Source organism: Deinococcus hopiensis KR-140 (assembly GCF_900176165.1).
Classification (GTDB): Bacteria; Deinococcota; Deinococci; order Deinococcales; family Deinococcaceae; genus Deinococcus; species Deinococcus hopiensis.
On record NZ_FWWU01000009.1, the window covers coordinates 2,294,184 to 2,318,154 of the forward strand.

25 protein-coding genes and 2 tRNA genes are annotated in these 23,971 nt (G+C 67.2%); 15 read left to right on the forward strand and 12 right to left on the reverse strand.

What is annotated here, in order from left to right; translation table 11 throughout:
• Positions 1-34 precede the first annotated feature (34 nt).
• Positions 35-2,005 carry a chorismate-binding protein gene (locus tag B9A95_RS24500; protein ID WP_245808468.1) on the forward strand — a complete coding sequence of 657 codons (1,971 nt, stop codon included), beginning with the start codon at positions 35-37 and terminating at the stop codon, positions 2,003-2,005.
• Positions 2,002-2,748, forward strand: a complete 747-nt coding sequence (locus tag B9A95_RS24505) for an aminotransferase class IV (RefSeq protein ID WP_084049659.1) — start codon at positions 2,002-2,004, stop codon at positions 2,746-2,748. Before B9A95_RS24500 ends, B9A95_RS24505 begins: the two co-directional genes overlap by 4 nt.
• Positions 2,749-2,762: 14 nt before the next feature.
• On the opposite strand, the gene B9A95_RS24510 is transcribed toward B9A95_RS24505, so the two are convergent.
• Positions 2,763-3,362 carry a hypothetical protein gene (locus B9A95_RS24510; protein WP_084049660.1) on the reverse strand — a complete coding sequence of 200 codons (600 nt, stop codon included), beginning with the start codon at positions 3,360-3,362 and terminating at the stop codon, positions 2,763-2,765.
• Positions 3,363-3,571: 209 nt separating this feature from the next.
• Here B9A95_RS24510 and B9A95_RS24515 point away from each other — a divergent pair, with 209 nt between their 5' ends.
• The 4 genes from B9A95_RS24515 to B9A95_RS24530 all read left to right on the forward strand — a co-directional run bounded on the left by B9A95_RS24515 (position 3,572) and on the right by B9A95_RS24530 (position 8,685).
• On the forward strand, positions 3,572-4,546 hold the full coding sequence (locus tag B9A95_RS24515) for a polyprenyl synthetase family protein (protein WP_084049661.1): 975 nt from the start codon (positions 3,572-3,574) through the stop codon (positions 4,544-4,546).
• Positions 4,547-4,968: 422 nt separating this feature from the next.
• Positions 4,969-6,213 carry a Glu/Leu/Phe/Val family dehydrogenase gene (locus tag B9A95_RS24520; protein WP_084049662.1) on the forward strand — a complete coding sequence of 415 codons (1,245 nt, stop codon included), beginning with the start codon at positions 4,969-4,971 and terminating at the stop codon, positions 6,211-6,213.
• Between the two features lie 97 nt (positions 6,214-6,310).
• Positions 6,311-7,630: a Glu/Leu/Phe/Val family dehydrogenase gene (locus B9A95_RS24525; protein ID WP_084049663.1), complete on the forward strand. Its 1,320-nt coding sequence runs from the start codon at positions 6,311-6,313 to the stop codon at positions 7,628-7,630.
• Between the two features lie 119 nt (positions 7,631-7,749).
• Positions 7,750-8,685 carry a quinate 5-dehydrogenase gene (locus B9A95_RS24530; RefSeq protein WP_084049664.1) on the forward strand — a complete coding sequence of 312 codons (936 nt, stop codon included), beginning with the start codon at positions 7,750-7,752 and terminating at the stop codon, positions 8,683-8,685.
• Positions 8,686-8,761: 76 nt separating this feature from the next.
• On the opposite strand, the gene B9A95_RS32680 is transcribed toward B9A95_RS24530, so the two are convergent.
• Positions 8,762-8,989 carry a hypothetical protein gene (locus B9A95_RS32680; protein WP_139806971.1) on the reverse strand — a complete coding sequence of 76 codons (228 nt, stop codon included), beginning with the start codon at positions 8,987-8,989 and terminating at the stop codon, positions 8,762-8,764.
• A gap of 154 nt (positions 8,990-9,143) precedes the next feature.
• The gene (locus B9A95_RS24535) at positions 9,144-9,836 is read right to left on the reverse strand and encodes a DUF8189 domain-containing protein (RefSeq protein WP_084049665.1); all 693 of its coding nucleotides are present in this window, start codon (positions 9,834-9,836) and stop codon (positions 9,144-9,146) included.
• 125 nt (positions 9,837-9,961) lie between these two features.
• On the opposite strand from B9A95_RS24535, the gene xpt reads away from it, so the two are divergent.
• From xpt to B9A95_RS34130, 4 genes are all read left to right on the forward strand, one after another.
• The gene (gene xpt / locus B9A95_RS24540) at positions 9,962-10,543 is read left to right on the forward strand and encodes a xanthine phosphoribosyltransferase (RefSeq protein ID WP_084049666.1); all 582 of its coding nucleotides are present in this window, start codon (positions 9,962-9,964) and stop codon (positions 10,541-10,543) included.
• Positions 10,544-10,713: 170 nt separating this feature from the next.
• Positions 10,714-12,276 (forward strand): acyl-CoA carboxylase subunit beta, encoded by a 1,563-nt coding sequence (locus B9A95_RS24545; protein ID WP_084050952.1) that lies wholly within the window; start codon positions 10,714-10,716, stop codon positions 12,274-12,276.
• Positions 12,273-12,992, forward strand: a complete 720-nt coding sequence (yidD, locus tag B9A95_RS37285; protein WP_212648377.1) for a membrane protein insertion efficiency factor YidD — start codon at positions 12,273-12,275, stop codon at positions 12,990-12,992. Before B9A95_RS24545 ends, yidD begins: the two co-directional genes overlap by 4 nt.
• Positions 12,993-13,285: 293 nt before the next feature.
• Positions 13,286-13,429 (forward strand): hypothetical protein, encoded by a 144-nt coding sequence (locus B9A95_RS34130; protein WP_170928766.1) that lies wholly within the window; start codon positions 13,286-13,288, stop codon positions 13,427-13,429.
• Positions 13,430-13,485: 56 nt separating this feature from the next.
• Here the strand turns inward: B9A95_RS34130 and B9A95_RS24555 are convergent, their stop codons facing one another.
• The 4 genes from B9A95_RS24555 to B9A95_RS24565 form a co-directional block, all read right to left on the reverse strand.
• Complete coding sequence (locus B9A95_RS24555) at positions 13,486-13,683, reverse strand: Ig-like domain-containing protein (protein ID WP_425429968.1); 198 nt, start codon at positions 13,681-13,683, stop codon at positions 13,486-13,488.
• Between the two features lie 5 nt (positions 13,684-13,688).
• Positions 13,689-13,781, reverse strand: a complete 93-nt coding sequence (locus B9A95_RS37290) for a hypothetical protein (RefSeq protein WP_425429979.1) — start codon at positions 13,779-13,781, stop codon at positions 13,689-13,691.
• Positions 13,782-14,036: 255 nt separating this feature from the next.
• Complete coding sequence (locus tag B9A95_RS24560; RefSeq protein ID WP_245808469.1) at positions 14,037-14,786, reverse strand: hypothetical protein; 750 nt, start codon at positions 14,784-14,786, stop codon at positions 14,037-14,039.
• Positions 14,787-14,847: 61 nt separating this feature from the next.
• Positions 14,848-14,922, reverse strand: a tRNA-Glu gene (locus B9A95_RS24565).
• A gap of 187 nt (positions 14,923-15,109) precedes the next feature.
• Here B9A95_RS24565 and B9A95_RS24570 point away from each other — a divergent pair.
• On the forward strand, positions 15,110-16,027 hold the full coding sequence (locus B9A95_RS24570) for an aldo/keto reductase (RefSeq protein ID WP_084049669.1): 918 nt from the start codon (positions 15,110-15,112) through the stop codon (positions 16,025-16,027).
• 10 nt (positions 16,028-16,037) lie between these two features.
• On the opposite strand, the gene B9A95_RS24575 is transcribed toward B9A95_RS24570, so the two are convergent.
• The 3 genes from B9A95_RS24575 to B9A95_RS24585 form a co-directional block, all read right to left on the reverse strand.
• Positions 16,038-16,550, reverse strand: coding sequence for an HD domain-containing protein (locus tag B9A95_RS24575; protein ID WP_084049670.1), 513 nt, complete (start codon positions 16,548-16,550; stop codon positions 16,038-16,040).
• A gap of 51 nt (positions 16,551-16,601) precedes the next feature.
• Entirely contained in the window at positions 16,602-17,573 is a 972-nt protein-coding gene (gene trxB, locus B9A95_RS24580) for a thioredoxin-disulfide reductase (protein ID WP_084049671.1), read from the reverse strand.
• 138 nt (positions 17,574-17,711) lie between these two features.
• Positions 17,712-17,785, reverse strand: a tRNA-Gln gene (locus tag B9A95_RS24585).
• A gap of 293 nt (positions 17,786-18,078) precedes the next feature.
• On the opposite strand from B9A95_RS24585, the gene B9A95_RS24590 reads away from it, so the two are divergent.
• Both B9A95_RS24590 and B9A95_RS24595 read left to right on the forward strand, forming a co-directional pair.
• A complete protein-coding gene (locus B9A95_RS24590) occupies positions 18,079-19,869 on the forward strand; it encodes a 30S ribosomal protein S1 (RefSeq protein WP_084049672.1) in 1,791 nt (596 codons plus the stop codon).
• A 162-nt stretch (positions 19,870-20,031) separates the two neighbouring features.
• Positions 20,032-21,039: a Gfo/Idh/MocA family protein gene (locus B9A95_RS24595; RefSeq protein ID WP_084049673.1), complete on the forward strand. Its 1,008-nt coding sequence runs from the start codon at positions 20,032-20,034 to the stop codon at positions 21,037-21,039.
• A gap of 321 nt (positions 21,040-21,360) precedes the next feature.
• On the opposite strand, the gene B9A95_RS34135 is transcribed toward B9A95_RS24595, so the two are convergent.
• Positions 21,361-21,525 carry a hypothetical protein gene (locus tag B9A95_RS34135; protein ID WP_170928767.1) on the reverse strand — a complete coding sequence of 55 codons (165 nt, stop codon included), beginning with the start codon at positions 21,523-21,525 and terminating at the stop codon, positions 21,361-21,363.
• 82 nt (positions 21,526-21,607) lie between these two features.
• Between B9A95_RS34135 and yedA the strand changes: the two genes are divergently transcribed.
• Both yedA and B9A95_RS24605 read left to right on the forward strand, forming a co-directional pair.
• A complete protein-coding gene (gene yedA / locus B9A95_RS24600; protein ID WP_084049674.1) occupies positions 21,608-22,504 on the forward strand; it encodes a drug/metabolite exporter YedA in 897 nt (298 codons plus the stop codon).
• Positions 22,501-23,058, forward strand: a complete 558-nt coding sequence (locus B9A95_RS24605; protein ID WP_084049675.1) for an antibiotic biosynthesis monooxygenase — start codon at positions 22,501-22,503, stop codon at positions 23,056-23,058. Before yedA ends, B9A95_RS24605 begins: the two co-directional genes overlap by 4 nt.
• Before the next feature lie 226 nt (positions 23,059-23,284).
• Here the strand turns inward: B9A95_RS24605 and B9A95_RS24610 are convergent, their stop codons facing one another.
• On the reverse strand, positions 23,285-23,896 hold the full coding sequence (locus tag B9A95_RS24610) for a helix-turn-helix transcriptional regulator (RefSeq protein WP_084049676.1): 612 nt from the start codon (positions 23,894-23,896) through the stop codon (positions 23,285-23,287).
• Positions 23,897-23,971: the final 75 nt, after the last annotated feature.

A 23,971-nucleotide genomic window follows, 5' to 3' on the forward strand; every position in this document is an offset into this window, starting at 1 on the left:
TTTTCCGGTCTCCCGCTCCCCTACAATCCGGCGCGTGAAGGTCCCGCTGCGCTCCCCCCTGCCCGCACCATGCGCCGCGCTCTCCCCCGCCGACGTGCTCTTGCGGTTGCGGGCGGCGGGGGCACCGGGGGTGGCGCTGCTGGAATCGCTGGGACCGGCCTTGCCCTACGGCCGCTTCAGCTTTCTGAGCGCGTGGCCGGTGCAGGTGCAGGCGGATCTGCCCGAGAGGCCTGTGGTCGAGGCCCTCTTTCCCGCCTGGTTGGGCGGCCTGAAATATGAGGCCGCCAGAGCGTTTGGCCTGGAGGCACACGGAGCGAGCGGTCCGGCGATGTGGTGGGGCCTCTACCCCAGCGGCCTGGTCTGGGACCGTGAGGCGGGGACGCTGGAGGTGGTGGGTGAGGCCGGGCACGCGAACTGGCTGGAGGTGCTGTCGCGTGATCCGGCCCCCATCCCCACCCTCACCGTGGGCGAATTCGGTGCGGACGATGTGGACTACCCGGCGGGCGTGCGGGCCGTGCAGGAGCTTATCCGGGCGGGCGAGGTGTACCAGGTCAACCTCTCCCGAGGGGTGCGGGCGCAGGCGGTGGGCGATCCCTTGGCCGCGTACCTCCGCCTGCGGGAGGTCAACCCCAGCCCCTTCATGGCCTTTTTGGATACAGGCGCGGAGGTGGTGGTGTCGTGCAGCCCCGAGCGGCTGGTGTTGTGGGAAGGGGACGTGATTTCAGCACGCCCCATCGCCGGTACCCGGCGGCGCGGCGAGACGCCGGAGGAAGACGCCGCCCTGGAAGCCGAGCTGCGCTCCAGCCCAAAGGAAGCCAGCGAGCACACCATGCTGGTGGACCTCGTGCGGCATGACCTGGGGCGGGTGGCCGCGGCAGGCACGGTGCGGGTCCCCGACTTCGGTCTGGTGGAGCGCTACAGCCACGTAATGCACCTCGTCTCGGAGGTGACGGCGGAGGCCAAGACGGGCCTGACCGTTCGCGAACTGCTCACCGCCACCTTTCCCGGCGGTACGATCACGGGGGCCCCCAAAGCGCGGGTCATGACGGCCATTCAGGAGCTGGAGCCCGGCCCACGCGGCTGGTACACGGGTGGGGTGGGGATCGTGAGCGGGGCGCGCGTGGACGTGAACATTTTGATTCGAACGGCGGGATTCAGCCGCGAGCAAGGCGGTCTTCCTCCTGGCGACGGGTGCCCGCTGACTGGCGCCCCCCTTTGGACCGCCTCCGTCCGCGCGGGTGGTGGCACCGTCATTGACGCCGATCCTACGCGAGAGGCGCAGGAGACGGTGCACAAGGCCCAGGCGCTGCTCGCCGTGCTGTCGGGGAAACCAGGGAGGCCAGCGCAGCCGCCCGCACCCCCGGTACCGGGACGGCCCTGGGCCCCACCGCCCGCCCGCTCGCATACGGGGCTGAAGGTGCTGCTGCTGGACAACCGCGACTCGTTCACCATGAACCTGGCCCACGACCTGCTGAGCCTGGGGGCGACGGTGGACGTACGCGCACAGGACGAAGATGCGGAGGTGCTGCTGGCCTCCGCCCCCGACGCGGTGCTGATCGGGCCGGGGCCCGGCACGCCGGGGAGCAGCGGCGCAACGCTGCCCCTGACCCGGCTGTGCCTGGAACGCGGCGTGCCGCTGCTCGGGGTGTGCCTGGGGCATCAGGCGCTGGGCGAGGTGCTGGGCGGACGGGTCGAACGCGCAGAGCCGGTGCACGGACGCCCCGAAGGCGTAGTGCACGGCGGAGACGGGCTGTTTGCGGATATTGAGCGCGGCGCTCCCTTCGGCCGCTATCACTCGTTGGTGGTACGCGGCTTGCCGGAAAGGTACGTCACGGCCCGCAGCGCCGGCGGCGAAGTGATGGCCCTGGAGGTACCGGGACGCGCCGCCTGGGGCGTGCAGTTTCATCCCGAAAGCGTGCTGAGCCCAGCGGGCCGGGTGCTACTGGGCAACTGGCTGAGGCTCAGCCGGGAGCGGTCAGCGATCATTGATCAGGACTGGGCGTGAAGCCGCTCCCCCCGGCGCTGGAGCATTCGGCGGGGCTGCACGGGGCCACCGCCTTTACCACCCTCCGGACACACTGGGGGGAGCCGCTGCACGCAAAAGCGCACCTGGCCCGGCTCTCGGACACCTGCACCTTTCTGGACCTGCCCGCTCCAGAAGGCGACTGGCCCCGGCTTGAGACCTGGCGCTGGGGCCTCCTGCGGCTGACGGTGGCGGCGGAAGGCACCTTCTGGTCCCACCGGCCCCTTCAACCCGGGCGGCGTCCGGAGGAGGGCGTGCGCGTCCACCTCACTTCAGGACAGGTTCATCCTCAACTCGCTGGGCACAAAACCGGCAATTACCTTCCCTACCTGCTGGCCGGACGGGAAGCGGCGCGGGCGCGGGCGTTCGAGGGCTGGCTGACCGACAGCGCGGGACGACTCGTGGACGGCGGGCGGACTTCGCCGCTGCTGGAGGTGGGGGGACGGTTGATCGTGCCGCAGGGCGGGTTGCCGGGGATCACCCGCGCTGCCTTTCTGGCAGGCAGACCGTTTGAGCAGCGCTCCGTCGCCGTGGAAGAACTGCTTCACCTCACCCGGGCCTGGATTTGCGGCAGCGGGGTGGGCGTGGTGCCGGTGCGGGAAATCTCGGGGCCAGGGGGGAAACTCACCCTCACCGCGCGGTGGCCTGATCCGGTGGACCCAGCGCTCGGGTGGCCGGAAGAACCCAGGTCAGCGGGCGGCGAGGTTTCCCCCACCGCCCGCTGACTTGAATCCTCGCCTCAGTGGCCGTCGTTGCCGCGGCGCTCGCTCTGGAGACGGCCGCCGCCGAGGGCGTCCTCCAGCCGCAGGGCTCCGTGCCGGCGCATCAACGTCAGGGCCTCGTCAGCGCGGGTGCCGTCGGGGTCACGGGCGATCACCAGCACGTTGCCCGAGCGGATGCCCCCGGCAAAGCGATCGGCCTGCGCGGCGGGCACGCCCATGCGGCGCAGCAGCTTCACGTAGTCGCCGTGGTCCCCGCCCGTCAAGGCCCCAAACAGGCCACCGAGACCCGCTCCACCAATCAATCCGAACAGGCAGGCGAGCAGGCCGCCTTCCTGATAGATGCGGGTGGCGGGAAAGGCCAGAAACAGCAGCCAGATGGGGACGGTCAGGCTCAGGCCCGACAGCGCACCCACGATGATGCCGCGAATAACGTTGGTCACGCCCCCAGGCGCGCCGAGTTCAGGGCTGACGCCGGTGGCCTGCGCCAGATCATCCTCAGCCACCACGTCGGCCAGGGCAAAACCCAGATGGTCACGGTCAAAGCCGCGTGCCTGCAGGTCCGCCAGGACCCCCTGGGCCTGCTGCGGTTCACGAAAGAGGGCAACGACACTTTCCATTTCCCCGGTTGTATCACGCTTCCGAAGGCCAGCGCGAGGGACAAATCGGGGAGAAACGCCTCATCTTTCGCCCACCCGGGCGGGCGAGCCTAACGGCCCGGCCGCCATCCTGTTCGCTCCCTGGCCGCTCAACGCTTGGACCGCCGGACCGTAGCCCCCCCGCAGGGGGCGGTACTTTCGGCCCGCCCTCCGTTTTCTATACTGCGCGCATGACGGGTGTGGCGGGGCTGATCCTTCCCGGCGTGGCCTTCGAGGCACGTCTGCGCGAGGTGCTGCGCTCCCGGGTGGAATTCATCGAGCTGATCGGCGAGGACCTCGTGGCGGCGGGGGGCAAGCGGGCGCGGCCCGCCGTGACCTTTTTGGCAGCGCAGGCGCTGGGCGCGCAGCCCGGACACCCCGCGTGGGCGTCCGTCACGGACCTTGGGGTGTGCGTGGAACTGCTGCACTCGGCCTCGCTGCTGCACGACGACCTGATCGACGACGCCGACACCCGCCGGGGTCAGCAGGCGGCCTTTCGCCGCTTCGGCAACGTGGTCAGCGTGATGAGCGGCGACTTCATGCTTTCGCGGCTGCTGATGCTGCTCGCGGGCATGCCGCAGGGCGCAGCGCTGACCCGGGCCTTTGGGGAAGCCGCCTCGCTGATCTGCGAGGGCGAGGTGCTGCAGTTTCAGGTGGCGGCCTACGCGGAATATAACCTCCAGACCTACCTGGACGTGATTCACGGCAAGACGGCGGCGCTGGTGGAACTCGCCGCGGGTGCTCCCGCCCTGCTGCTGGGCGCGCCTGAGGCGCAGCGGACAGCCCTGGAGAGCTTTGGGCGCGAGTACGGCTTGGCCTTTCAGATGCAAGACGACCTGCTGGACCTCACCGCCGACGAGGAGACGCTGGGCAAGCCTGTCGGCGGCGACCTGCGCGAGGGCAAGGCCACCCTGCCCGTCTTGTACCTGCTGGACGGGCCGCACGGGCCTGAGGTCCGCGAGGTGCTGGAACGCCGCGCTGCAGGGCCGAGTGACGTGACCCGCATTCGTCAACTCGCCCTGAGCGAGGGTGCAGCCGCACGCACCCGCGAGGAGATTCGCCGCCGCGCCCGCCTCGCCGCCGACGCCCTGAACGCGCTGCCCGACTCCGAGGCGCGGCAGGCACTCGCCCGGCTGGCCCAGAGAGAGATCGAACGCACGCGCTGAGGCGGGACAGGGAACAAACCGAGCGCCCCAAATGCCGTTTTTCCCAATGCCTCCTCTTTTGCATCGCGCCACTGCCCCCTTCTTCACCTTCAGCCACTGCCTCTCCACGTCGCGGTGACTGCGGCCCTCCCTGTTTCGCCCCTGGCCCTGCGGGACGTCCAAAAATTCGGGACGAAAAAATGGTCAGCGCGGCCCTCTCTCGCCGTTTGGCCTCGCATCTGGAAGGTCAGCGTCAGCCACACGGCGCCCTCGTGAACCTGGAAGCGATTCCTGTTTTTCGCGTGCCCGCCGCACTCCACGGCGCAGGTGATTTGGGATGACGGGGGTTCCGGCGCGGCAGAAGGCAGCGTATGCTGCCCCGGGCGACGCGACTGTCTAGGCGTGTATGCTCGGGACATAGACAACCCCCAAAGGAGACCGCGATGAGGGCATCAGGACTCAACTGGCAGGGCCTCATGGAGCAGCTCCAGCAGGCACTGCCGCACGGCGAGGTCAGCGACCAATCCCTCGCCTATTTCAAATACCCCAAACGCACGCTGAGCGTGAATCTGCCCGTTCGCATGGACGACGGTTCGGTGCGGGTCTTCAAGGGCTACCGCACGGTGCATTCCGCGGCGCGCGGCCCCAGCATCGGCGGCGTGCGCTACCGCGAAGGCGTCAGCGCCCACGAGTGCGAGGTCCTCGCGGCCCTGATGACCCTCAAGGCCGCCGTGTGCGACCTGCCCCTCGGCGGCGCGAAGGGCGGCGTGGACGTAGACCCGGCCACCCTTAGTCCCCACGAGCTGGAGGGCCTGACGCGGCGCTTTACCAGTGAGCTCGTCGAGCTGATCGGCGCGAACGAGGACATTCTCGCGCCTGACGTCGGCACGGACCAACAGGTCATGGCCTGGATTCTGGACGCCTACGGCGAGAACACGGGCACGACCCACGGCGGCGTGGTGGTGGGCAAGCCGCTGCCCCTGGGCGGCACCTACGGCAGCAAGGACGCCCGGGGCCGCAGCGCCGCCCTGGTCACGGCCCGCGTGCTGGAAGAGCGGGGCGAGAGCTTGCGCAGCGCCCGGGTGGCCGTGTACGGCTTCGGCGATGTGGGCCGCAAAGCTGCGCAGACCCTCGCCGCGCAGGGAGCGCTCGTCATCGCGGTCAGCGACCAGAACGGCGCGACGTTCGCCAGCAGCGGCCTGGACCTCGCGGCCCTCTCCGCGCACCGCGAACAGTACGGCAGCGTGCAGGGCTTCGCCACCGACATCACCCCGGACGAGGTGGTGGAACTCGACGTGGACGTGCTGATGCTCGCCTACGACTTCGGCGCGATCAACGCCGGAAATGCCCATGCCGTGCGCGCCCGCTACGTGGTGGAGGCCACCAACCGTGCGGTGCTTCCCGAGGCCGAGCGCTTCCTGACCGGTCAGGGCGTAACCATTCTGCCGGACCTCGTGGCGAGCACGGGCGGCCTGATCGTCAACTACCTCGAATGGGTGCAGGACGCCTCCAACTTCTTCTGGACGGAAGAGGAGATCGAGGCGGCCATCGATGTACGCGTGAACGCCTCCGTCGATTCCGTGGTGGCCTTTATGCGCGCCCGCCAGGTGGACATGCGCACCGCCGCCTACGCCGTCGCCCTCACGCGGCTCAACGAGGCGGCGCTGATGCGGGGCGTGTATCCGTGAAGCTCTTCGGCGATCCGCTTTCAGCCTCCAAACACTTTGGCTGATCGCCGACAGCCCCTGACTCACCGCCCTTCCCACGCCCACCCGGAGGCCCAAGATGACCGCCACGCAGGACCCCCAGAACACCGCCCCCCGCGCCGGGCAGCACAACCTGCCCAGCTACCTCGATCCCAACAACATCGGCCCCTACGAGATCTTTCTGGAACAGGTGGAGCGCGTCACGCCGTACCTGGGCAAACTCGCGTACTGGGTCGAAACCCTGAAGCGGCCCAAGCGCATCCTCGTGGTGGACGTCCCCATTCACCTCGACGACGGCACAGTCGCCCACTTCGAGGGCTACCGCGTGCAGCACAACACCTCGCGCGGTCCAGCCAAGGGCGGCGTCCGCTACCACCAAGACGTGACCCTCAGCGAAGTGATGGCGCTTTCGGCCTGGATGACCGTCAAGAACGCCGCCGTGAACCTGCCCTACGGTGGGGGCAAGGGCGGCATCCGCATCGATCCGCGCAAGTACTCGGTGGGCGAACTCGAACGTCTCACCCGGCGCTACACCACCGAGATCGGCCTCATCATCGGGCCCGACAAGGACATTCCCGCCCCCGACGTGAACACCAACCCGCAGACGATGGCGTGGATGATGGACACCTACTCCATGAACGTGGGCCGCACGGCGACGGGCGTGGTAACGGGCAAGCCCGTGAGCCTGGGTGGGTCGCTCGGACGCGGCGACGCCACCGGACGCGGCGTATTCGTGACGGGCGCCGAAGCCCTGAAGAAGATGGGCCTGCCGCTCGAAGGCGCGCGCGTGGCCGTGCAGGGCTTCGGCAACGTGGGCAACGCCGCCGCGCGCATCTTCCACGATCACGGCGCGAAGATCGTGGCGATTCAGGACGTGACGGGTACGGTGTACAGCAGCGCAGGCATCGACCCCTACAAGGCCGCCGAACACTTGGGGCGCACGGGCCGCATCACCGACCTGGAAGGCACCGAGGCAATCGCCCGTGACTCGTTCTGGGACGTGGACTGCGACGTACTCATCCCCGCTGCGCTCGAAAAGCAGATCACCCTCGACAACGCCAGCCGCATCAAGGCCAAGCTTATCGTGGAGGGCGCGAACGGCCCCACCATTCCGGCAGCGGATGACCTGCTCGCCGAGCGCGGCGTCGTGGTGGTCCCCGACGTACTCGCCAATGCGGGCGGCGTGACCGTGAGCTACTTCGAGTGGGTTCAGGACTTCTCGTCGTTCTTCTGGACGGAAGACGAGATCAACAACCGCCTGGACCGCATCATGCGGGAAGCGTTCCTGAGCCTGTGGGACGTGAAGGAGCGCCACGGCGTCACCCTGCGCACCGCGGTGTATATCGTGGCGTGCACGCGGGTGCTGGAGGCGCGGGCGCTTCGGGGCCTGTATCCCTGAGGGCCTTTGGCCTTGAGCTGTTCGCCGTTTGGAAAAGCCCCAGCACACGCTGAGGCTTTTCTTTTTGCTTCTGCTCAAGGCCTCGGGCCACGGGCCAAAGGCTCCCCTACAATGCCCCCATGACCGATCTCCTCCGTGACTGGCAACCCGCCCCCGCAGGCTTTAAGCATGTGGTGAGCGTGTCGCTGGGCAACAGCAAGCGCAACGCCCGCGAGGAACTGACGGTGCTGGGGCAGCCGTTCGTGCTGGAGCGCATCGGAACCGACGGCGACGCGAAAAAGGCCGCCGAGCTGTTTCAGGCCCTCGATGGACGGGTGGACGCCTTCGGGCTGGGCGGCGCAGATCTGTATGTGGTGGCCGCAGGCAAGCGCTACACCTTCGGCAACGTCCGCAAACTCGTTTCGCACGCCAAGATCACCCCCGTGCTGGACGGCAGCGGCGTCAAGAACACGCTGGAGCGCGACGCCGTGATGCAGCTCGACCCCATCCTGAACTGGAGCCGGCAGCGCGTGCTGATGGTCAGTGCCGTGGACCGCTTCGGGATGGCAGAAGCGATTGCGGAGGCGGGGGCAAATGTCGTGTACGGCGACATCGTGTTTGGCCTGAACATGAACGTTCCGCTGCGCAGCCTCCCCGCCCTGCGCCGTGTGGCCCACCTCGTCTTGCCCGTTGTCACCAAGCTGCCGCAAGACTGGTTCTATCCCACCGGCGATAAGCAGGAAACGAGCGTGGAGGGTAAGGGCACCCGCTACTACGCCTGGGCCGATGTGATCGCCGGAGATACCCACTACGTCAAGCGGTATGCCCCGCGTGACCTGCTGAGCAAAACAGTCCTCACCCAGACCATCACGGAAGCGGACCGCCTTTGGATGAAGGACCGGGGCGTCGCCCGCCTGATTACCACCACGCCCCGCATGGGCAGCCGCAACTTCGCCACCAATGTGCTCGAGGCCTTTTTTGTGGCCCTGAGCGGCAAGCGCGAGGCCCTGAGCCAGGAGGAATACCTGCGCTACATCCGCGAGGTGGGCTTCAAGCCGGAGGTGAACGAGCTGTAAGCCTGGGAGGCGGTAAGGAAGCAGGCGCTGGGGAGTGTCGTCCCACCCCAGCGCCTGCTTCCGCTTCCCTCCTGGTTCACCACCTGGCCCCCACCGCCGCCGGATCACCCTTGATGACGCCTTCGGGCACCCTCTCCCACTGCAGTGCCTGAACCAGTGGACCGGTATCGTCGCGCCAGGCGTGAATAACATGGTCGTCGGCTCCCCGGGCAAACACGTCTACCCGGTTGCCCCCCCCAGCTCGTCGCCTCGGGGCTGCCCGCGAGCGTGCCTCCCCAGGGCATCCAGGCAATCGTCTGTCCATTGCGGTCTTCACGCACCCACAGGCCATTGTCCGTGCCCCGGGCGAACAGCAGGATGCCGCCGTTTCCCCAGGCCACAGCCGTGGGATCGGCAGTCACCTTGCGCCCTCCCAATGAGCCGAAGGGTTGCCACTGCCCATTCGCGTCGGTCACGCGTCACCAGATGTCATCGGCCATCCCCCGCACGAAAACGGCCTGACGGAGGGTATTGGCGCCACCCAAGATGACCCCATCCGGCGCGCCCTTGATCTGACCACCCAGCGGCCATCCACCCAGAAAGAATTCGGGGCCAGACTTGAAGAATAACCGACTGGTCACGGCCTTCTGCGCCCCGTCCCACAAGTGCCTGTTGACTGTCCGGGTTCCTCCCAGGGCGGTCAGGACGTTCCCGATCATGGAGTGGTCGTTGTTGGCCTGATCCACGATGTACTGGTTGGCCCGCGCTCCACCGTCGGCCGTGGTCGTGAATAGGGCCGCTTGGGCCTGGTCGTACCCGCGTACGAAAAGACCCATCCGGCCTCCGGCTGCGCAGGCCACGCCGAGGTCGGAACCCACGACGGTGCGGTAGGCCGTAAATTGGCCCATCCCGTTGAGCGTGTTGTGAACGGTGGCGTTCAGCAGCCCCATCTTGCTGCGAAGCATCACGACGTTGCCCCCCGGTTCCGGCGAGCAGGCGCCCAGGCCGCCCTTCACCTCACCGCCGATCCGTTGCCATCCACCCCACTGCCCCTGGGTCTTTTTCACCGTCCACAGGGCACTGTCCTGCCCCAGGGCGTACACGTACAGGTTGCCGTTTTCCGCTGCCTGCCCTGCGGAGGCCAGCGCCAGCAGACCGAGAACCGAAACCACCGTTTTGTTCAGGGTTGTCTTCCTTCAGGGTCGGGAACCGGCCGACTTCCTTGTCCTGCCGCTACCGTAGGGGGGCCAGCGTCAACAGGGCGTCAAAGGCCCGTGGGGCGGGTACACTCGCCCTCATGCAATCCCTCGTGCAAGCCATCCGCGAGCAGGGCCTCATCCTCCCCGGCGGCATCCTCAAGGTGGACGGCCTGGTCAACCACCAGTTGCTGCCCAGCCTGACGCGCGAGATGGGCGAGCAGTTCGCGGCCAGCTTTGCCTCCCTCAACCCCACCAAGATCGTGACCATCGAGGTGAGCGGCATCGCGCCCGCCCTCGCCACGGCCCTCGTGCTGAACGTACCCCTGGTCTACGCCCGCAAGAAAAAGCCCCTCACCATGAGCGAGGTGGCGTACACCGCCCAGTCAATCAGCCGTACCAAGGGGGGCGTGGTGGACCTCTTCGTCAGCAGCGAGTACCTGGGGCATGGAGACCGGGTGATCGTGATCGACGATTTCCTGGCCTCGGGCGGTACGCTGCGGGCACTGGCCGGAATCATTGCCCAGAGCGGCGCGGAGCTCTTGGGCCTCGGCTGCGTGATCGAGAAGGGCTTTGAGGAAGGCCGGACCAAACTGGCGGACCTGAACGTGCCCATCCGCACGCTCGCCAACATCGTGCGGATGAACGAGGCGGAGGGCATTCTGGTGGAAGCGGGCAGGTAGAAGCGCAGGCAGGTTTTCACTCCTCTCGACTGGAGAAACCCGTAAAGCTGCGCAGCAGACCTCAAAAGCGCCGAAGGTAGAGAGGGGTTGGCGAAGCCGCAGGTGAGGGCCAAACTTCATTGACCCCTTTCCCCATCCTCCCTAACGCCCGTTTGGATACCATGGCCCCCATGACCCAACCCGGAATCGAACTGCAAGAGCTCATCGCCGCCATGGAGCAGCGCCGCGCCAAGGTGGAGGCGGGCGGTGGACCTGAGCGGCAGAAAAAGCAGCGCGAGGGCGGCAAGCTCACGGCCCGCGAGCGCATCGAGAAACTGCTGGACCCCGGCTCCTTCATGGAACTCTCCACCTTCGTGGAACACGGAGCCAACCGGCTGATGACGGGGGTTGAAGCGCCGGGCGAGGGCGTGGTCACGGGCCGCGGCACCATCGCGGGGCGGCAGGTGTTCGTCTTCTCGCAGGACTTTACGGTGCTGGGCGGCTCGCTGGGCAAGATGAACGCCGCCAAGGTCACCAAGGTGATGGACCTCGCCGCCAAGACCGGCTGCCCGGTCATCGGCCTGAACGACTCGGCGGGAGCGCGCATTCAGGAGGGTGTGGACAGCCTCTCGGGCTACGGCGAGATCTTTTACCGCAACGCTGTCTACTCGGGCAGCGTGCCGCAGATCAGCGCCATCCTCGGGCCGTGTGCGGGCGGCGCGGTGTACTCGCCCGCGCTGACCGACTTCATTCTGATGAGCCGGGGAAGCTCGTACATGTTCATCACGGGGCCGGAAGTCATCAAGTCGGTCACGCGAGAGGACGTGACCTTTGATCAGCTCGGGGGCGCGGACGTGCATACCCGCAAGAGCGGCGTGGCCCATCTGGAATACGAAGGCGACGAGGCGGTGCTGCAGGGCGTCCGGGACCTGCTGTCGTACCTGCCCCAGAATGCCCGCGAGGAAGCCCCCGCCCAGCCCTGCACCGATCCTGTGGACCGCACCAACGAGCGCCTGCTGGAGATCGTGACGCCGGACCAGCGCAGGCCCTACGCCATGCACGACGTGATCCACGAACTCGTGGACGGCGGAACGTTCCTCGAAATCCAGCCGGGCTGGGCGAAGAACATCCTCTGCGGTTTCGCGCGGCTGGGGGGGCGCAGCGTGGGCATCGTGGCGAACAATCCCAAGGTGATGGCGGGAACGCTGAACATCGACGCCTCAGACAAGGCCGCGCGCTTTATCCGCACCTGCGACTGCTACAACATCCCCGTGCTGACGTTGGTGGACGTGACGGGATTTTTGCCTGGCGTGGCCCAGGAACACGCGGGTATCATCCGCCACGGCGCGAAGATGCTCTACGCCTACGCCGAGGCCACCGTCCCCAAGATCACCCTGATCACCCGCAAGAGCTACGGCGGCGCGTACCTCGCCATGAACAGCCGCGATATGGGCGCGGACGTGGTGTACGCCTGGCCCACGGCCGCCGTCGCCGTGATGGGTGCGGAGGGGGCGGCCAACATCGTCTACCGCCGTGAAATCCTGAACTCGGAAAACCCCGAGGCGACGCGCGCCGAGAAGATCGCGCAGTACAAGGAAGCGTTCGACAACCCCTACGTGGCCGCCGCCAAAGGCTACGTGGACGACATCCTGCCCATGGAAGACACGCGCCGCCGACTCATCCAGACCTTCGAGATGCTGCGCGGCAAGGAGGAGGCGCGGCCCTACAAGAAGCATGGCAATATTCCCTTGTGACCCTCTCTGCGGCTGCCCTCACGCTGATCCGCTGGTACGGGCAGGAAGTGTCGCCGTACAAAGGCTACCGATGCGCCCACGCGCGGTACTACGGTGCAGCCTCGTGTTCGGCGGTGGTGGAGGGGATCATCACGGCGCGGGGTGTGGTAGGCGGGTGGCGAGAAGTGCGCGCGCAATTCGCGGCGTGTGGACTGGCGGCGGAGTTGCTTTCCCAGCAAGCCACGCCGATCAACCACCTTCCCTGTTCGGGCCCAGTCAACCCGGAATGCGAACCGGCATGCTGCGGGGCTTGCGGGCCCATTGACGATGTCTGCCACGCCTGCCCACTCGGCAGCAGCTCCGTTTCTTCCAAGCTTCAGATGGCGGTGGGGCAGGAGCCAGCGCATTTGTCCGAATGGCTCGGCGCGTGGAAGGGCAAGGGCACCCCTCACGGCGCCATTCTCCCCCATGCGCATTCCGGTTCGCTCGCCGGGCCCGGTCAAAAAGAAGTCCGCACGTGGATCCCTGCCCTGAACGAACGCAGGCGGCATGGACGGACCTCACGCCGCTGTCCCGGCACCAGGGACCTTTCGTGCGACGCGAACTGCTGCGACGCCTGCGAAGTGGCCGATCTTGCCTGTCCGTGGGTGAGCGTGCGGAGTGGGCTCCTACGGGCCCTGCTGCGTGCGCTGGCGCGAAGCGGCCTCGCGTGGTGGCGTGCCCGCAAAAGAACCTGACGCGCGCCGCTGGAAAGCAGCCCGGGCTCGCGCTACTCCTGTCCGGACAGCTCCAACGGCAAGCGGTGGCCAGAGTACTCCGGCCACCGCCTCAGCCAACCAACCTCTCAGCTGCGCCGTCCGAAATCCTGCACACAGCAGTGGCCCGGAATGGGGTTGCGCCTTTGGGATCTTCACGCCGTGCGCGTAGCCCACGCCCAGCTCGCGGAAGTCGGAGCGCATCAGGTTGGCGCAGTGGCCGGAGCTGTTCAGCCATTGCTGCACGAGAAGAAGCTGGAGCAGAAGCCCGTGAGGTGGCCCGCCGTCTTCATCCGGTCCCCGAACGTGCGCCCGTCCTGGCTGTCATGCGGGAGGTGCTCCTTGGCCGCCCTATTCGGAGCGTGGCGCTGGGCCGCCTGCTCCTTGCGTTGGAGGCCAGCGGCGGAACGGCGGCGTAGCCAGCGAGCGCCTGCGCAAGCGCTGGGGAAGGGCGTCGTCCCGGGGATGTTGACCGTCAGGGTCCGCGTCTGGGCGCAGCGCCCCACGTTCCCCGCCGCGCCGTAGGCCCGCGCTGTGATGGCGTACTGGCCTGGCCGTTGTCAGCGCCCGTAAGGTCAAAGGCCCCACTGTACGGGCTGGCGGTGTCGGTGCCGATCAGCGTACGGCCCCTGTAGAATTCCACCTTCGTCACGCCTACGCCGTTGAAGTTCACACCGCTCAGATCGGCCGTCTTGGCGGTGAGCTGATGGACCCTGACCCGCAGTTCCCGCCGCGCAAGAGTTCCGCCTGTGTGCCCTCCAGCACCCACACCGACGAGACCCGGTCATTCCAGGTGGTGCCGACATAGCTGCTCTGCCCGCCGCAGCGCAAAACGGACGCGCCGCCAAGCAGGAAAAGTCACCCGGGGACGTACGGCCCCGCCTGCAGCCTGCGGCGCGGGCATCTGCAACTGGATATGACAGGCGGCGAGGGGCAGCATGGCAAGCAGCCGCACTGGACGCACGGCTTTTGGCGCGTACCCCAGCGAGCTCGGTACGGGCGATGTCCAGGATGAAGTAAAAGTCCTCACGCCTCATCTTCGGAACGTCTGGGCTGCGGCGCAAAAGACGGCGAATGCCCCATTTTTCTTTGCATGCAGTTCCCCTCATTCGCGGCGCTGGCGTGCTCTTCGAGCAGGGTAAAGAAGACGGTTTGCTCGTCCACCACCTGGAGGGGGCTGCCGCTGGGCAGGCTGACCCGCAGTGTGCTGCCCAGCGCGTGGGCCGTATTGAGGAGCGGCGCGTCGGCGGCGGGGTCCAGGGTGCCCCAGAGGTGAGCGGCCCCCTCCCCCTTCGATTCACGCCGCAGCAGGGCCCCCACAGGCTCGCCCCCCGCATACGCCATCAGCAGGGTGAAGTGTCGGTCTCCTTCCAGACGGGGAGCCAGATGCCGCGAGAGCGCCCCCGCCCATTCCGGGGTGCCGTGCGCCCCGGTCAAGAGGGTGGCCCAGACGGGAAGACCCAGGCGCGAGACTTGCTCCACCACAATGACGCCGGGCTCAGGCGTGGGGTGATAGGTCCCCACGCGCAACGACGCCACCTCCTCGCCCGGCAGGGGCACCACCGCAGCCATGAGGGCGGGCACCCCGCGTGCGCGGTGCCACGCAGCGGCGGGCGGCAGGCGGGCCAGGTCTGCGTCCGGCACAAAGGTGGCGTTCGAGGCGAACACGTTCACACCGGGAGTGTGCAGGGTCACGGCGCCCCGAAAGTCGCGCCGCAGGGTAGAGAGCGGCTCGAAATACGTGACGAGTTCGGCCAGCACCGGGGGCAGTGACATGGGACGAGCCTACCGGAACTCCACGGAAAACGCCGCCTCCGGGTGGGAAGCGGCGCGTGGTTGGTGACCCCAACGGGACTTGAACCCGTGTCTGCGCCTTGAGAGGGCGCTGTCCTGACCGCTAGACGATGGGGCCGCCTCGGGTACATCTTCCCGCAGGTGCGGGAGCGTCAGGCACGAAGGAGAAGTGTACGCCGCTCGAGGGACGAGGTCAAGGCCGGAGATGAAGGCACGCGCCCGTCCACCGCCCGGCAGAGATCAACCGCGCTACAGTCAGGCGGCCGGGCGGGGGCAGTTCCGCCGCCAGCGAAAGGAGAGTCAACGTGAGGACCATCAAGCTCGGGACCAGTGATCTGGAGGTGCCCGTCGTCGCCGTGGGGTGTATGCGGATCAACGCTCTGGACAGGGCGGAGGCGGAGCGTTTCGTAGGGACGGCGGTGAACGAGGGAGCCAACTTCTTCGACCACGCCGATATCTACGGCGGTGGAGCGTGCGAGGAAATCTTCGCGGAAGCCATTGGGATGAACAGCACGGTCCGCGAGCGCGTCATCCTGCAGTCCAAGTGCGGCATCCGGCCCGGCATGTTCGACTTCTCCAGGGCGCACATCCTCGCCTCGGTGGACGGCATCCTCAAGCGCCTGAAGACCGATTACCTGGACGTGCTGTTGTTGCACCGCCCGGACGCGCTGGTGGAGCCGGAAGAGGTGGCGGCGGCCTTCGACGAACTCGAACGCTCGGGGAAAGTGCGGCACTTCGGCGTGTCCAACCAGCACCCCCGGCAAATCGAGTTGCTGAAGAAGTTCGTTCGTCAGCCCCTCGTCGCCAACCAACTGCAGCTCAGCATCACGAACGCCAGCCTCATCACGAGCGGGCTCAACGTGAACATGGAAAACGAGTCGGCGGTCAACCGCGACGGGTACGTCCTCGACTACTGCCGCCTCCACGACATCACCGTTCAGCCCTGGTCTCCCTTTCAGTACGGCTTTTTCGAGGGTGTGTTCCTCGACAACCCCAAGTTTCCCAAGCTGAACGCGTCCATCAATGAGGTGGCGGCGAACCACGGGGTCAGCAACACGACGGTTGCCATCGCCTGGTTGCTGCGCCACCCGGCCCACATGCAACCTGTAACGGGCACGACGAACACCGAACGTCTGAAAGACTGTATTCGCGCGGGCGACGTTCACCTCAGCCGCGAGGAGTGGTACGGCATCCTGCGGGCAGCCGGGAACGTGCTGCCCTAAAAACGGCCCCTCACTCCAGATCGTCGTAGTGGTGCAGCAGCGCCGCGTCCGGGTCGCCGCCGGGATGGTGGTGCCGCGCCACGAGGCGGGCCACCCGGGGACGGGCGCCGGCGCGGGCGAGCAGTTCTGCGCCCAGCTCTGGGTGATAGGCCCGCACGGCGAGCGGCCCCAGCGGCAGCGCTCGGCTCAGGCGGTTGGGCACCAGGCCGATAAGGACGCGTTCCAGCACACGGTAGGGGCGGATGCTCTTGCCACAATCGTGCAGGAGAGCGGCGGCAACCAGTTCGGGATCGGCGTCAGGACGGTCCCGCAGCAGGTGCCGCGCCACCCGGCAGGCGTGTTCGCGGTCCCGCGGGTCCATGCCCCGGTACACCCGCGCCTCCGCTGCCGTCAGGCGGGAGTCTGCCCACCCGTCCTCGGGCCAGGCCTGGGCCGCGTGGAGACTGCGGATCAGCCGCCCCACCTTGCCCCCGTACCCCCGCACTTTACGCAGGAGGCGGGCGGGCAGGGGCAGCGGGCGCATGGGCACAGCATACGGGGGCGAGGTCTTCCCCGCCCCCGACCCACTGGGCGCTCAGTCCGCCGCCGTCTCGGTTTCCAGCTCCAACGCCGCGAGGGCACGCTCGGCGCTCATGGCCGCGCGGGTTCCGGCCCCAACGCTGGTGGCGAGCTGCCGGTACACGTGGTCCGACACGTCGCCCGCCGCAAAGAGCAGCGGCACCGACGTGTAGATCTCGTCCGTGACCTCGACGTATCCGTCGTCGCGCAGCTTCAACGTGCCCTCGACAAAGCTGGTGTTGGGCACGTGGCCGATAAAGATAAACACGCCGTCGGTGGCAAAGTCACTGACCTCCCCGGTCTTGAGGTTCTTGAGGCGCACGCCGGTCACGTGGCTCTCGCCCATCACTTCCTCTACCACCGTGTCCCAGATAAACTTCATCTTGGAATTGGCAAACGCCCGAGCCTGGGCCACTTTGTTGGCGCGCAGGCTGTCGCGGCGGTGAATCAGGGTCACTTCATCGGCAAACTTGGTCAGGAACAGGCCCTCTTCCACCGCCGCGTCTCCGCCGCCCACCACGACGACCTTCTTGCCCCGGTAGAAAAAACCGTCGCAGGTGGCGCAGGTGCTTACGCCTTTGCCCCAGAACAGCTCCTCGCCGGGCACATCGAGCCTCTTGGGGTTCGCGCCGGTTGCCAGGATCACGCTCTTGGCGCGGTAGGTGCCGCTGTAGCCGCGCACGGTGAAGACGTAGGGGTGGAGGCCAGATGTGGCCTCAATGGCCTCCACCTCCTCCATCTCGATCTTCGCGCCAAACTTCTCAGCCTGCTGCACCATGCGCTGGGCGAGTTCCATGCCGGGAATCGGTTCAGGAAAGCCCGGATAGTTCTCGACTTCCTCGGTCTGGGCAATCTGACCGCCGGGCAGGCCTTTTTCCAGCACCAGGGTGCTGAGGCTCGCGCGGCCCGTGTAGATGGCGGCCGTCAGGCCAGCCGGGCCACCGCCGATGATCACCACGTCGTAATTTTGAACAGGGGCGTCACTCATGAGAAGAGCGTACCACCGCCCACATTCGGGGATGGTACGACAGGCACTTTGTTTTTTAAAGCATTCAGCCCTGAGAAGGCAGACGGACGGATCTGGGAAATACGAAAAAAGAACTCCGTTCTGGACGGAGTTCTTCATTGGCTGGGGCACAAGGACTCGAACCTTGATTAACGGTGCCAGAAACCGACGTCCTGCCATTAGACGATGCCCCAACGGTTGCTGCTCTGGCGGCTCCTCCTGCAAACGGCGTGACAGGGAAGCGTGAGGGAGTATAGCGGCGGCCCGGCAGGGCGTCAACTGCAGGTGGAGAGGGGCGGCACGGGGGCGGGCCACGCGAAAGTCGGCCAACGTGGAGTGAATCGCGTCCAAGTCGGGCTTCCCGGCGTGCGCGGCTGTGCTTGTCCCCCTTCGGGGGTGGTGCTACACTAAGGTGTTGCCGTGCAGAGCACAGGTTACGTGGTGTGTTCCAGCGACAAGCGGGCCACACCCAGGAGGACAGGAGTTCATGGAAGACCAGACCCAGACCCCCGCTGTAGAAAGCGGGACCACTCAGCCCACGCCGGGCACCGAGCAGACGGACGTGCAGACCACGGCCACCGCCAGCCCTGAAGTGCCCAGCACCCCCGCGGCGCCCGCCCAGGCCACCAGCGCTCCCGCCGAGCGCAGCGACGACGAGTACCCCGCCATGACCATGGAGGACGTGCTCGCCAGCGAGTCCACCGATCACCAGTCGGTGAGCCGGGGCGACATCGTGGACGGCACCGTGGTGTTTATCGGCAATGAGGGCATCGCCGTGGACGTCGGCGCAAAGGTTGAGGGCGTCATTCCCCTCAACCAGATCACCGAGGAGCCCGTCACGCTCGAGCAGGCCCAGCAGATGTACAAGCCCGGCGACAAGATCGAGGCGTACGTGGTGCGGGTGGACCTCGCCAACAGCCAGATCGTCCTGTCCAAGAAGCGGGCCGATCAGGACAAGGGCTGGCGCGTCCTGGAGCGCATGCAGGAAGGCGACCAGACCTTCGAGGTCGAGGTGCTGGAGAAGGTCCGTGGCGGCCTGGTGGCGCAGATTGAGGGCGTGCGCGCCTTCCTGCCTGCCTCCCAGGTGGATACCCGCCGGGTCAACGACCTGGACCCCTACGTGGGCAAACCGCTGCAGGTCAAGCTGATCGAGCTCAACCGCAAGCGCAACCGCGTGATTATCAGCCACCGCGCGATCATGGAAGCCCAGAAGGCCCAGGCGCGCGAGGCCACCATCGGGCAGCTGCTGCCCGGCGCGCAGTTCGAGGGCGAAGTCGTCGAGATCACCGATTTCGGCGTGTTTGTGAATCTGGGCGGCATCGACGGCCTGGTTCACCGCAGCGAGCTGACCTACGGCCGCTTCAACCACCCCCGTGACGTGGTCAAGGTGGGCGAGAAGGTCCAGGTCCAGGTCATCGACGTGGACGAGGGCCGCGAGCGAATCAACCTCTCCATGCGCTCGCTGACCCAGGACCCCTGGGAAGATGCCGTGGCGAAATACCACATCGGCCAGCGCGTGAAGGGCAAGGTCACCAACCTGACCAACTTTGGCGCGTTCGTCGAGCTGGAGCCCGGCCTCGAAGGCCTGGTGCACGTCAGCGAGATGAGCTGGACCAAGCGCGTGCGTCACCCCAACGAAGTCATGAAGGAAGGCGACGAGGTGGAAGCCGTCATCCTGCGCATCGACCCCAAGGAGCGCCGCATCAGCCTCGGGATTCGTCAGACCACGGACGATCCCTGGAGCGCGCTGCCTGACCGTTACCCGCCCGGCACGCCCGTCAAGGGCAAGATCACCGGCATGACCGACTTCGGCGTCTTTATGGAGATCGAAGAAGGCATCGAGGGCCTGATCCACATCAGCGAACTCGACACGCAGCGCGTGAACAACCCGGCCGATCTCTTCAAGAAGGGCGACGAGATTGAGGCCGTGATCCTGAACATCGACCCCGTGGAGCAGCGCGCGAGCCTCTCGCGTCGCCGCGCCCTCGGCGGCGGTGGCCCGGTGCGCGACTACGTGACGCAGGGCGGCGGCGCGCGCAGCGACCGCTACAGTGCTGGCCCCGGCGGCGGTGCGGGCGGCAACCGTGGCGGTGGCCGTGGTGGCCGCGGCGGCGGAGCCGACTACAACTACAACGCCAAGGACGCGCAGCAGGGCGGCAAGATCAGCACCAAGCTGGGCGACGTGTACGCGGACCTGTTCGCGCAGTTCGGCCTCGGCGGCGACAAGAAGGACGACGCTGGCCAGGGCACGGAAGGCAGCGACAAGCAGGGCGAATAAGCCTCCAGGCTTGAGGGAGGAGGGGCCAACCGGGAGCAGTCCGGGTTGGCCCCTCCTCCTTTGCAATCCGGGCGTCTACAGCCTGCCGGCCTGACCGGCGAATCTGCTCCCGCCGTTAGACGGTTAGGCCGTGGACGGTTTGACCCCTGCTAGGCTGCCCGCATGACGCAAAGCAGCGCGGCACAACCTTTTTCCTGGGGCATTCTGGGCGCAGCACGGATCGCGCGGGCGCTCATCCCCGCCATTCATGCGGCGGGTGGAGAAGTGCGGATGGTGGGCGCGCGCGATCCGGAATCCGAACGGGTGCGGGCCTTCGCGCAGGAGTGGGGCATCGAGCAGATCGGGACGTACGAGGACGTGATCGCCTCGGGTGTGGAGGCGGTCTACAATCCGCTGCCCAACGACGCGCACCGGCCCTGGACGGAGGCGGCCCTGCGGGCAGGCAAACACGCCCTCACCGAGAAGCCCCTCACGCTGAATGCGGAGGAGGCGCAGGCCCTTGCGGGCGTGGCAGCAGCCTCCGGCCGCCTGCTGCTGGAGGCCTTCGCGTACCGTTTTCAGCCCCACATCACCCGGGTGCGGGAGATCGTGGCGAGCGGGGAACTGGGGGAGGTCCGGGCAGTGCGCTCGGCCTTCGGCTTTGCCCTAACTCGTCCGGACGACTTTCGTTGGAGCGCCGACAAGGGTGGCGGCGCGCTGTACGACGTGGGCTGCTACGCGGTAAACCTCACCCGCCTGCTGCTGGGCGAGCCGCAAGGCGTGACCGCCCAGGCCCGCTGGACCTCCGGCGGGGTGGACGTGGGCCTGAGCGGCACCCTGCACTATGGGGCCGCGCTGGCAAGCATCGACTGCGCCTTCGACTGGGGCGGGAAGACCCAGCGCATCATGGTGGTAGGAACCGGGGGAACCCTCGATCTGGACGGCGGCTTCAGCAGCAAGAACGATGAGGAGGTGCGCTTCCACGTGCAGACGAACGCCGGCGAGCGCACTGAGACCTTCCCGCCCCACGACGGCTACGCCGCGATGGTGGCCCACTTTCAGCGGGCGGCACGCGGCGAGCAAGCGCCCCTCTATTCTCCGGAGGACGCAGTACGGCAGGCGCAGGTGCTGGACGCGCTCTTCGCGGCAGCGAGGGAGGGGCGGGAAGTGGCGGTGGGTCAAACCATCTGACGGGTTTCACCGCTGCAGGCCCAAGACTTCACGGTTGTACGGACTCCGCTCAGTTGCGCAACACGTGGGACATCACCGCTTGTTGCTTCATACCGCGGAGTTTGTCTTTTCTCCTGCTCGCTTCGCTCGTACTTTCAGGTCTACCCCTCAACCTCTCGAACCCGCCGGGGATACGCCGGGCTTCCGGCCGCCCCCTGACGGTCACTTCTCCCGGCCAAGCGGCAGGCTGGGGAACCGCGGCCACCCGCAGGTGGGGATGGGCCAGGGGCAGGAATTGCCCGCCCCAGTGCCTGGCGGAATGGAGGTTGAGCCGTCCAGAGATCAGGGGCTTTGGCCGTCGTCGGATTCGGGCGCAGCGTCCTGGGCCGTGGTGGGCGGAGGCAGGGCCGCGTGGGTCACGGCGGGGATGGGGACGCGAGGAGCGGCGCGGGACCGAGGCCCAGGCCCGCCGTGGGCCGCCGGGGTCCAGGGCCGTTCGGAGGGCAACGCGCAGGCAGTGTACGGGCGGTCCGGACAGAGCGCGGCCTCACTTGAGGCAGCGTTTTCTTAAGCCGGGTATGCTCTCCCGGTGACGCCCGCCGCCCTGTCCACCCGCGCTCGCCTGACGCCCGCCGTGCTGGTGTCGCTCGCCCTCGTGTACGTGGTGTGGGGCAGCACGTATTTCGGGATCAAGGTGGCCATCGAGAGCCTGCCGCCACTGGGGATGCTGGGGCTGCGCTTTCTGGTGGCGGGCGCGGTGCTGTTCGCCTTTCTGCGGCTGCGCGGTGCGGCCATGCCCACCCTCCGGCAGTGGAGCGCGAGCGCAGCCGTCGGCCTCCTCCTGCTGGGCGGGGGCACCGGCCTGGTCACCCTGGCCGAGCGGGACGCGAGCAGCAGCGTGGCGGCCCTGGTGATCGCGGTGTCTCCCCTGTTCGCAGCCCTCTTCGGACGGCTGTGGGGCGAGCGCACAAGTGGGCGTGAATGGCTGGGCATTGGCGTGGGGCTTCTGGGGATTGCCCTACTGAACGTAGGTGAGCTGCACGCCACGCCCCTGGCCGCACTGCTGCTGATCCTCGCGCCGCTGTGCTGGACTTTCGGCAGCCAGTGGTCCCGGCGGCTGCCCCTTCCCGCCGGGCTGATGGGCAGCGCCGCCGAGATGCTGGCGGGCGGCGTGATCTTGATGGGGCTGAGCCTGACCACAGGTGAGCATTGGAAGGCGCCCACCTCCGCCAGCCTTTGGGCACTGGCCTACCTGACGGTCTTCGGCAGCCTCGTTGCCTACAGCGCCTATATGTACCTGGTGGCGCACACCCGGCCGGCCCTCGCCACGAGTTACGCTTACGTCAACCCTGTGGTGGCCGTGCTGCTGGGCGTCGGCTTCGGGGGCGAACACCTCAGCGCGCTGGGCTGGGGGGCCCTCGGCGTGATCCTGACGGGCGTGGTGCTGGTGGCCTGGCCCAGAAAGGAGAGGGGGGCTGGGGCATGACCCTGCCCGGCGCCTCTCCTTCCGATCCGGTCAACCTGATCGTGCGACGCCGCATCAAGGCGGGCCGCGACGCCGAGTACGAAGCGCTGCTGGCCGAAGCGACGGCCCTCCTCGGACGGTTGCCCGGCCACCGGGGCACGGGCATCATCCGGCCTGCACCCGGCGAGCAGGAATACACGCTGCTCGCGCGCTTCGACTCCTTGGGCAGCGCCGCCGAGTGGGAGGGGTCCCCCGAGCGGACGAACTGGCTGGCGCGGGTGGAGCCGCTGGTGGACGGGCAGGTCAGCTTTGAGAAGCAGCCTGGGCTGGAGTTCTGGTTCACGCCGCCCGCCAGCCCCACATTGCGCCAGCCGCCCCGCTGGAAGATGATGCTGCTGACGCTGGCAGCCCTGTATCCGGTCAGCCTGGGGATCACGCTGCTGCTGGGGCCGGCACTGGGGCACTGGGTGCTGCCGGTGCGGTCGCTGGCGCAGATGATGCTGGTGGTCCCCACCATGACCTACCTGGTGATGCCGTGGGCCACTCGGCTGGCGGGGGGGTGGCTCAAGCGGTAGGGTGAAGTCCATCGGCAAGAGCAGTTGTCCGAGTGGTGCCGGGGGTGGAAAGGTACCCCTCACGGCGCCATTCTCCCCAGGCGCATTCAAGTTCGCTCGCTGGGCCCGGTCAAAAAGAAGTCCACTTCTTGACACATGCTCCAAATACAACTTCTCTGAACCGGAACTCTTTTTCTCGCGCCACGGCAGCCAGAAACGCCGTCTGTTATAGAAGGCAATACAACCGTCAAGTCAGTCCGATGGAAATAAGAACATGGCAGGCCGCTTTTCCATCGCGCTGACAAACCACCCGCTCTGCAGCCAGACCCGTGGCGATGGAGAGCACCCTGGGCGCAATATTGCAAACCGCCTCGAAGCGGCACCCCACAGCCAGGTAAGGACAGTTGTAAGCGCGCAGTTCCCAGCCACCCGGGGTGCGTTCCAGCTGACTGAGATTCCCGCCCAGGTTGAGATGCTCCGCAGCCAGCAAAATCCGTTCTTCGTGGGTCAGGTTCTCCAGTTTCGGGCGAATCTGGTCAGCGAGGCGTTTTACCAGACTGCCAACCAGGGGGTCGAGCATGGTTTGGTGCTCCGCCTCAGCCAAGATCAGTTCCAGGAGCTCGGCGTAGTACTTCGGAAACAGAGTTTCTGCCGTCTCAGTAAGCCCATACAGCCGGGCTGGACGGCCAGCCCCTTCCCGGGGCTGGTCGTCGACGGCGCGGAGGTAACCGCCGCGCTCCAGAGCAGCGAGGTGGTGCCGAACTGCGTTTTCGCTGATTTGTAGCGCCTGCATCAGGTCCCGGATGCTGGTCGGGCCGTGCATTTTGAGGTGTTCACAAAGGCGCTGCTTCGGATCCATTTCCACAATTTACACCATTGTAACCATACAAATACAAAAATACACTGAATTCACAGCAGGGAAGGGCGGACTCTT

Bases quoted from the DNA above. Each gene is read 5' to 3' on its own strand.
- B9A95_RS24510 (WP_084049660.1), bottom strand. From the start codon at position 3,362: ATGGAAAGTGTCGTTGCCCTCTTTCGTGAACCGCAGCAGGCCCAGGGG.
- B9A95_RS24515 (WP_084049661.1), top strand. From the start codon at position 3,572: ATGACGGGTGTGGCGGGGCTGATCCTTCCCGGCGTGGCCTTCGAGGCA.
- B9A95_RS24520 (WP_084049662.1), top strand. From the start codon at position 4,969: ATGAGGGCATCAGGACTCAACTGGCAGGGCCTCATGGAGCAGCTCCAG.
- B9A95_RS24525 (WP_084049663.1), top strand. From the start codon at position 6,311: ATGACCGCCACGCAGGACCCCCAGAACACCGCCCCCCGCGCCGGGCAG.
- B9A95_RS24530 (WP_084049664.1), top strand. From the start codon at position 7,750: ATGACCGATCTCCTCCGTGACTGGCAACCCGCCCCCGCAGGCTTTAAG.
- B9A95_RS32680 (WP_139806971.1), bottom strand. From the start codon at position 8,989: ATGGACAGACGATTGCCTGGATGCCCTGGGGAGGCACGCTCGCGGGCA.
- xpt (WP_084049666.1), top strand. From the start codon at position 9,962: ATGCAATCCCTCGTGCAAGCCATCCGCGAGCAGGGCCTCATCCTCCCC.
- B9A95_RS24545 (WP_084050952.1), top strand. From the start codon at position 10,714: ATGACCCAACCCGGAATCGAACTGCAAGAGCTCATCGCCGCCATGGAG.
- B9A95_RS24560 (WP_245808469.1), bottom strand. From the start codon at position 14,786: ATGTCACTGCCCCCGGTGCTGGCCGAACTCGTCACGTATTTCGAGCCG.
- B9A95_RS24575 (WP_084049670.1), bottom strand. From the start codon at position 16,550: ATGCGCCCGCTGCCCCTGCCCGCCCGCCTCCTGCGTAAAGTGCGGGGG.
- trxB (WP_084049671.1), bottom strand. From the start codon at position 17,573: ATGAGTGACGCCCCTGTTCAAAATTACGACGTGGTGATCATCGGCGGT.
- B9A95_RS24590 (WP_084049672.1), top strand. From the start codon at position 18,079: ATGGAAGACCAGACCCAGACCCCCGCTGTAGAAAGCGGGACCACTCAG.
- B9A95_RS24595 (WP_084049673.1), top strand. From the start codon at position 20,032: ATGACGCAAAGCAGCGCGGCACAACCTTTTTCCTGGGGCATTCTGGGC.
- B9A95_RS24605 (WP_084049675.1), top strand. From the start codon at position 22,501: ATGACCCTGCCCGGCGCCTCTCCTTCCGATCCGGTCAACCTGATCGTG.
- B9A95_RS24610 (WP_084049676.1), bottom strand. From the start codon at position 23,896: ATGGATCCGAAGCAGCGCCTTTGTGAACACCTCAAAATGCACGGCCCG.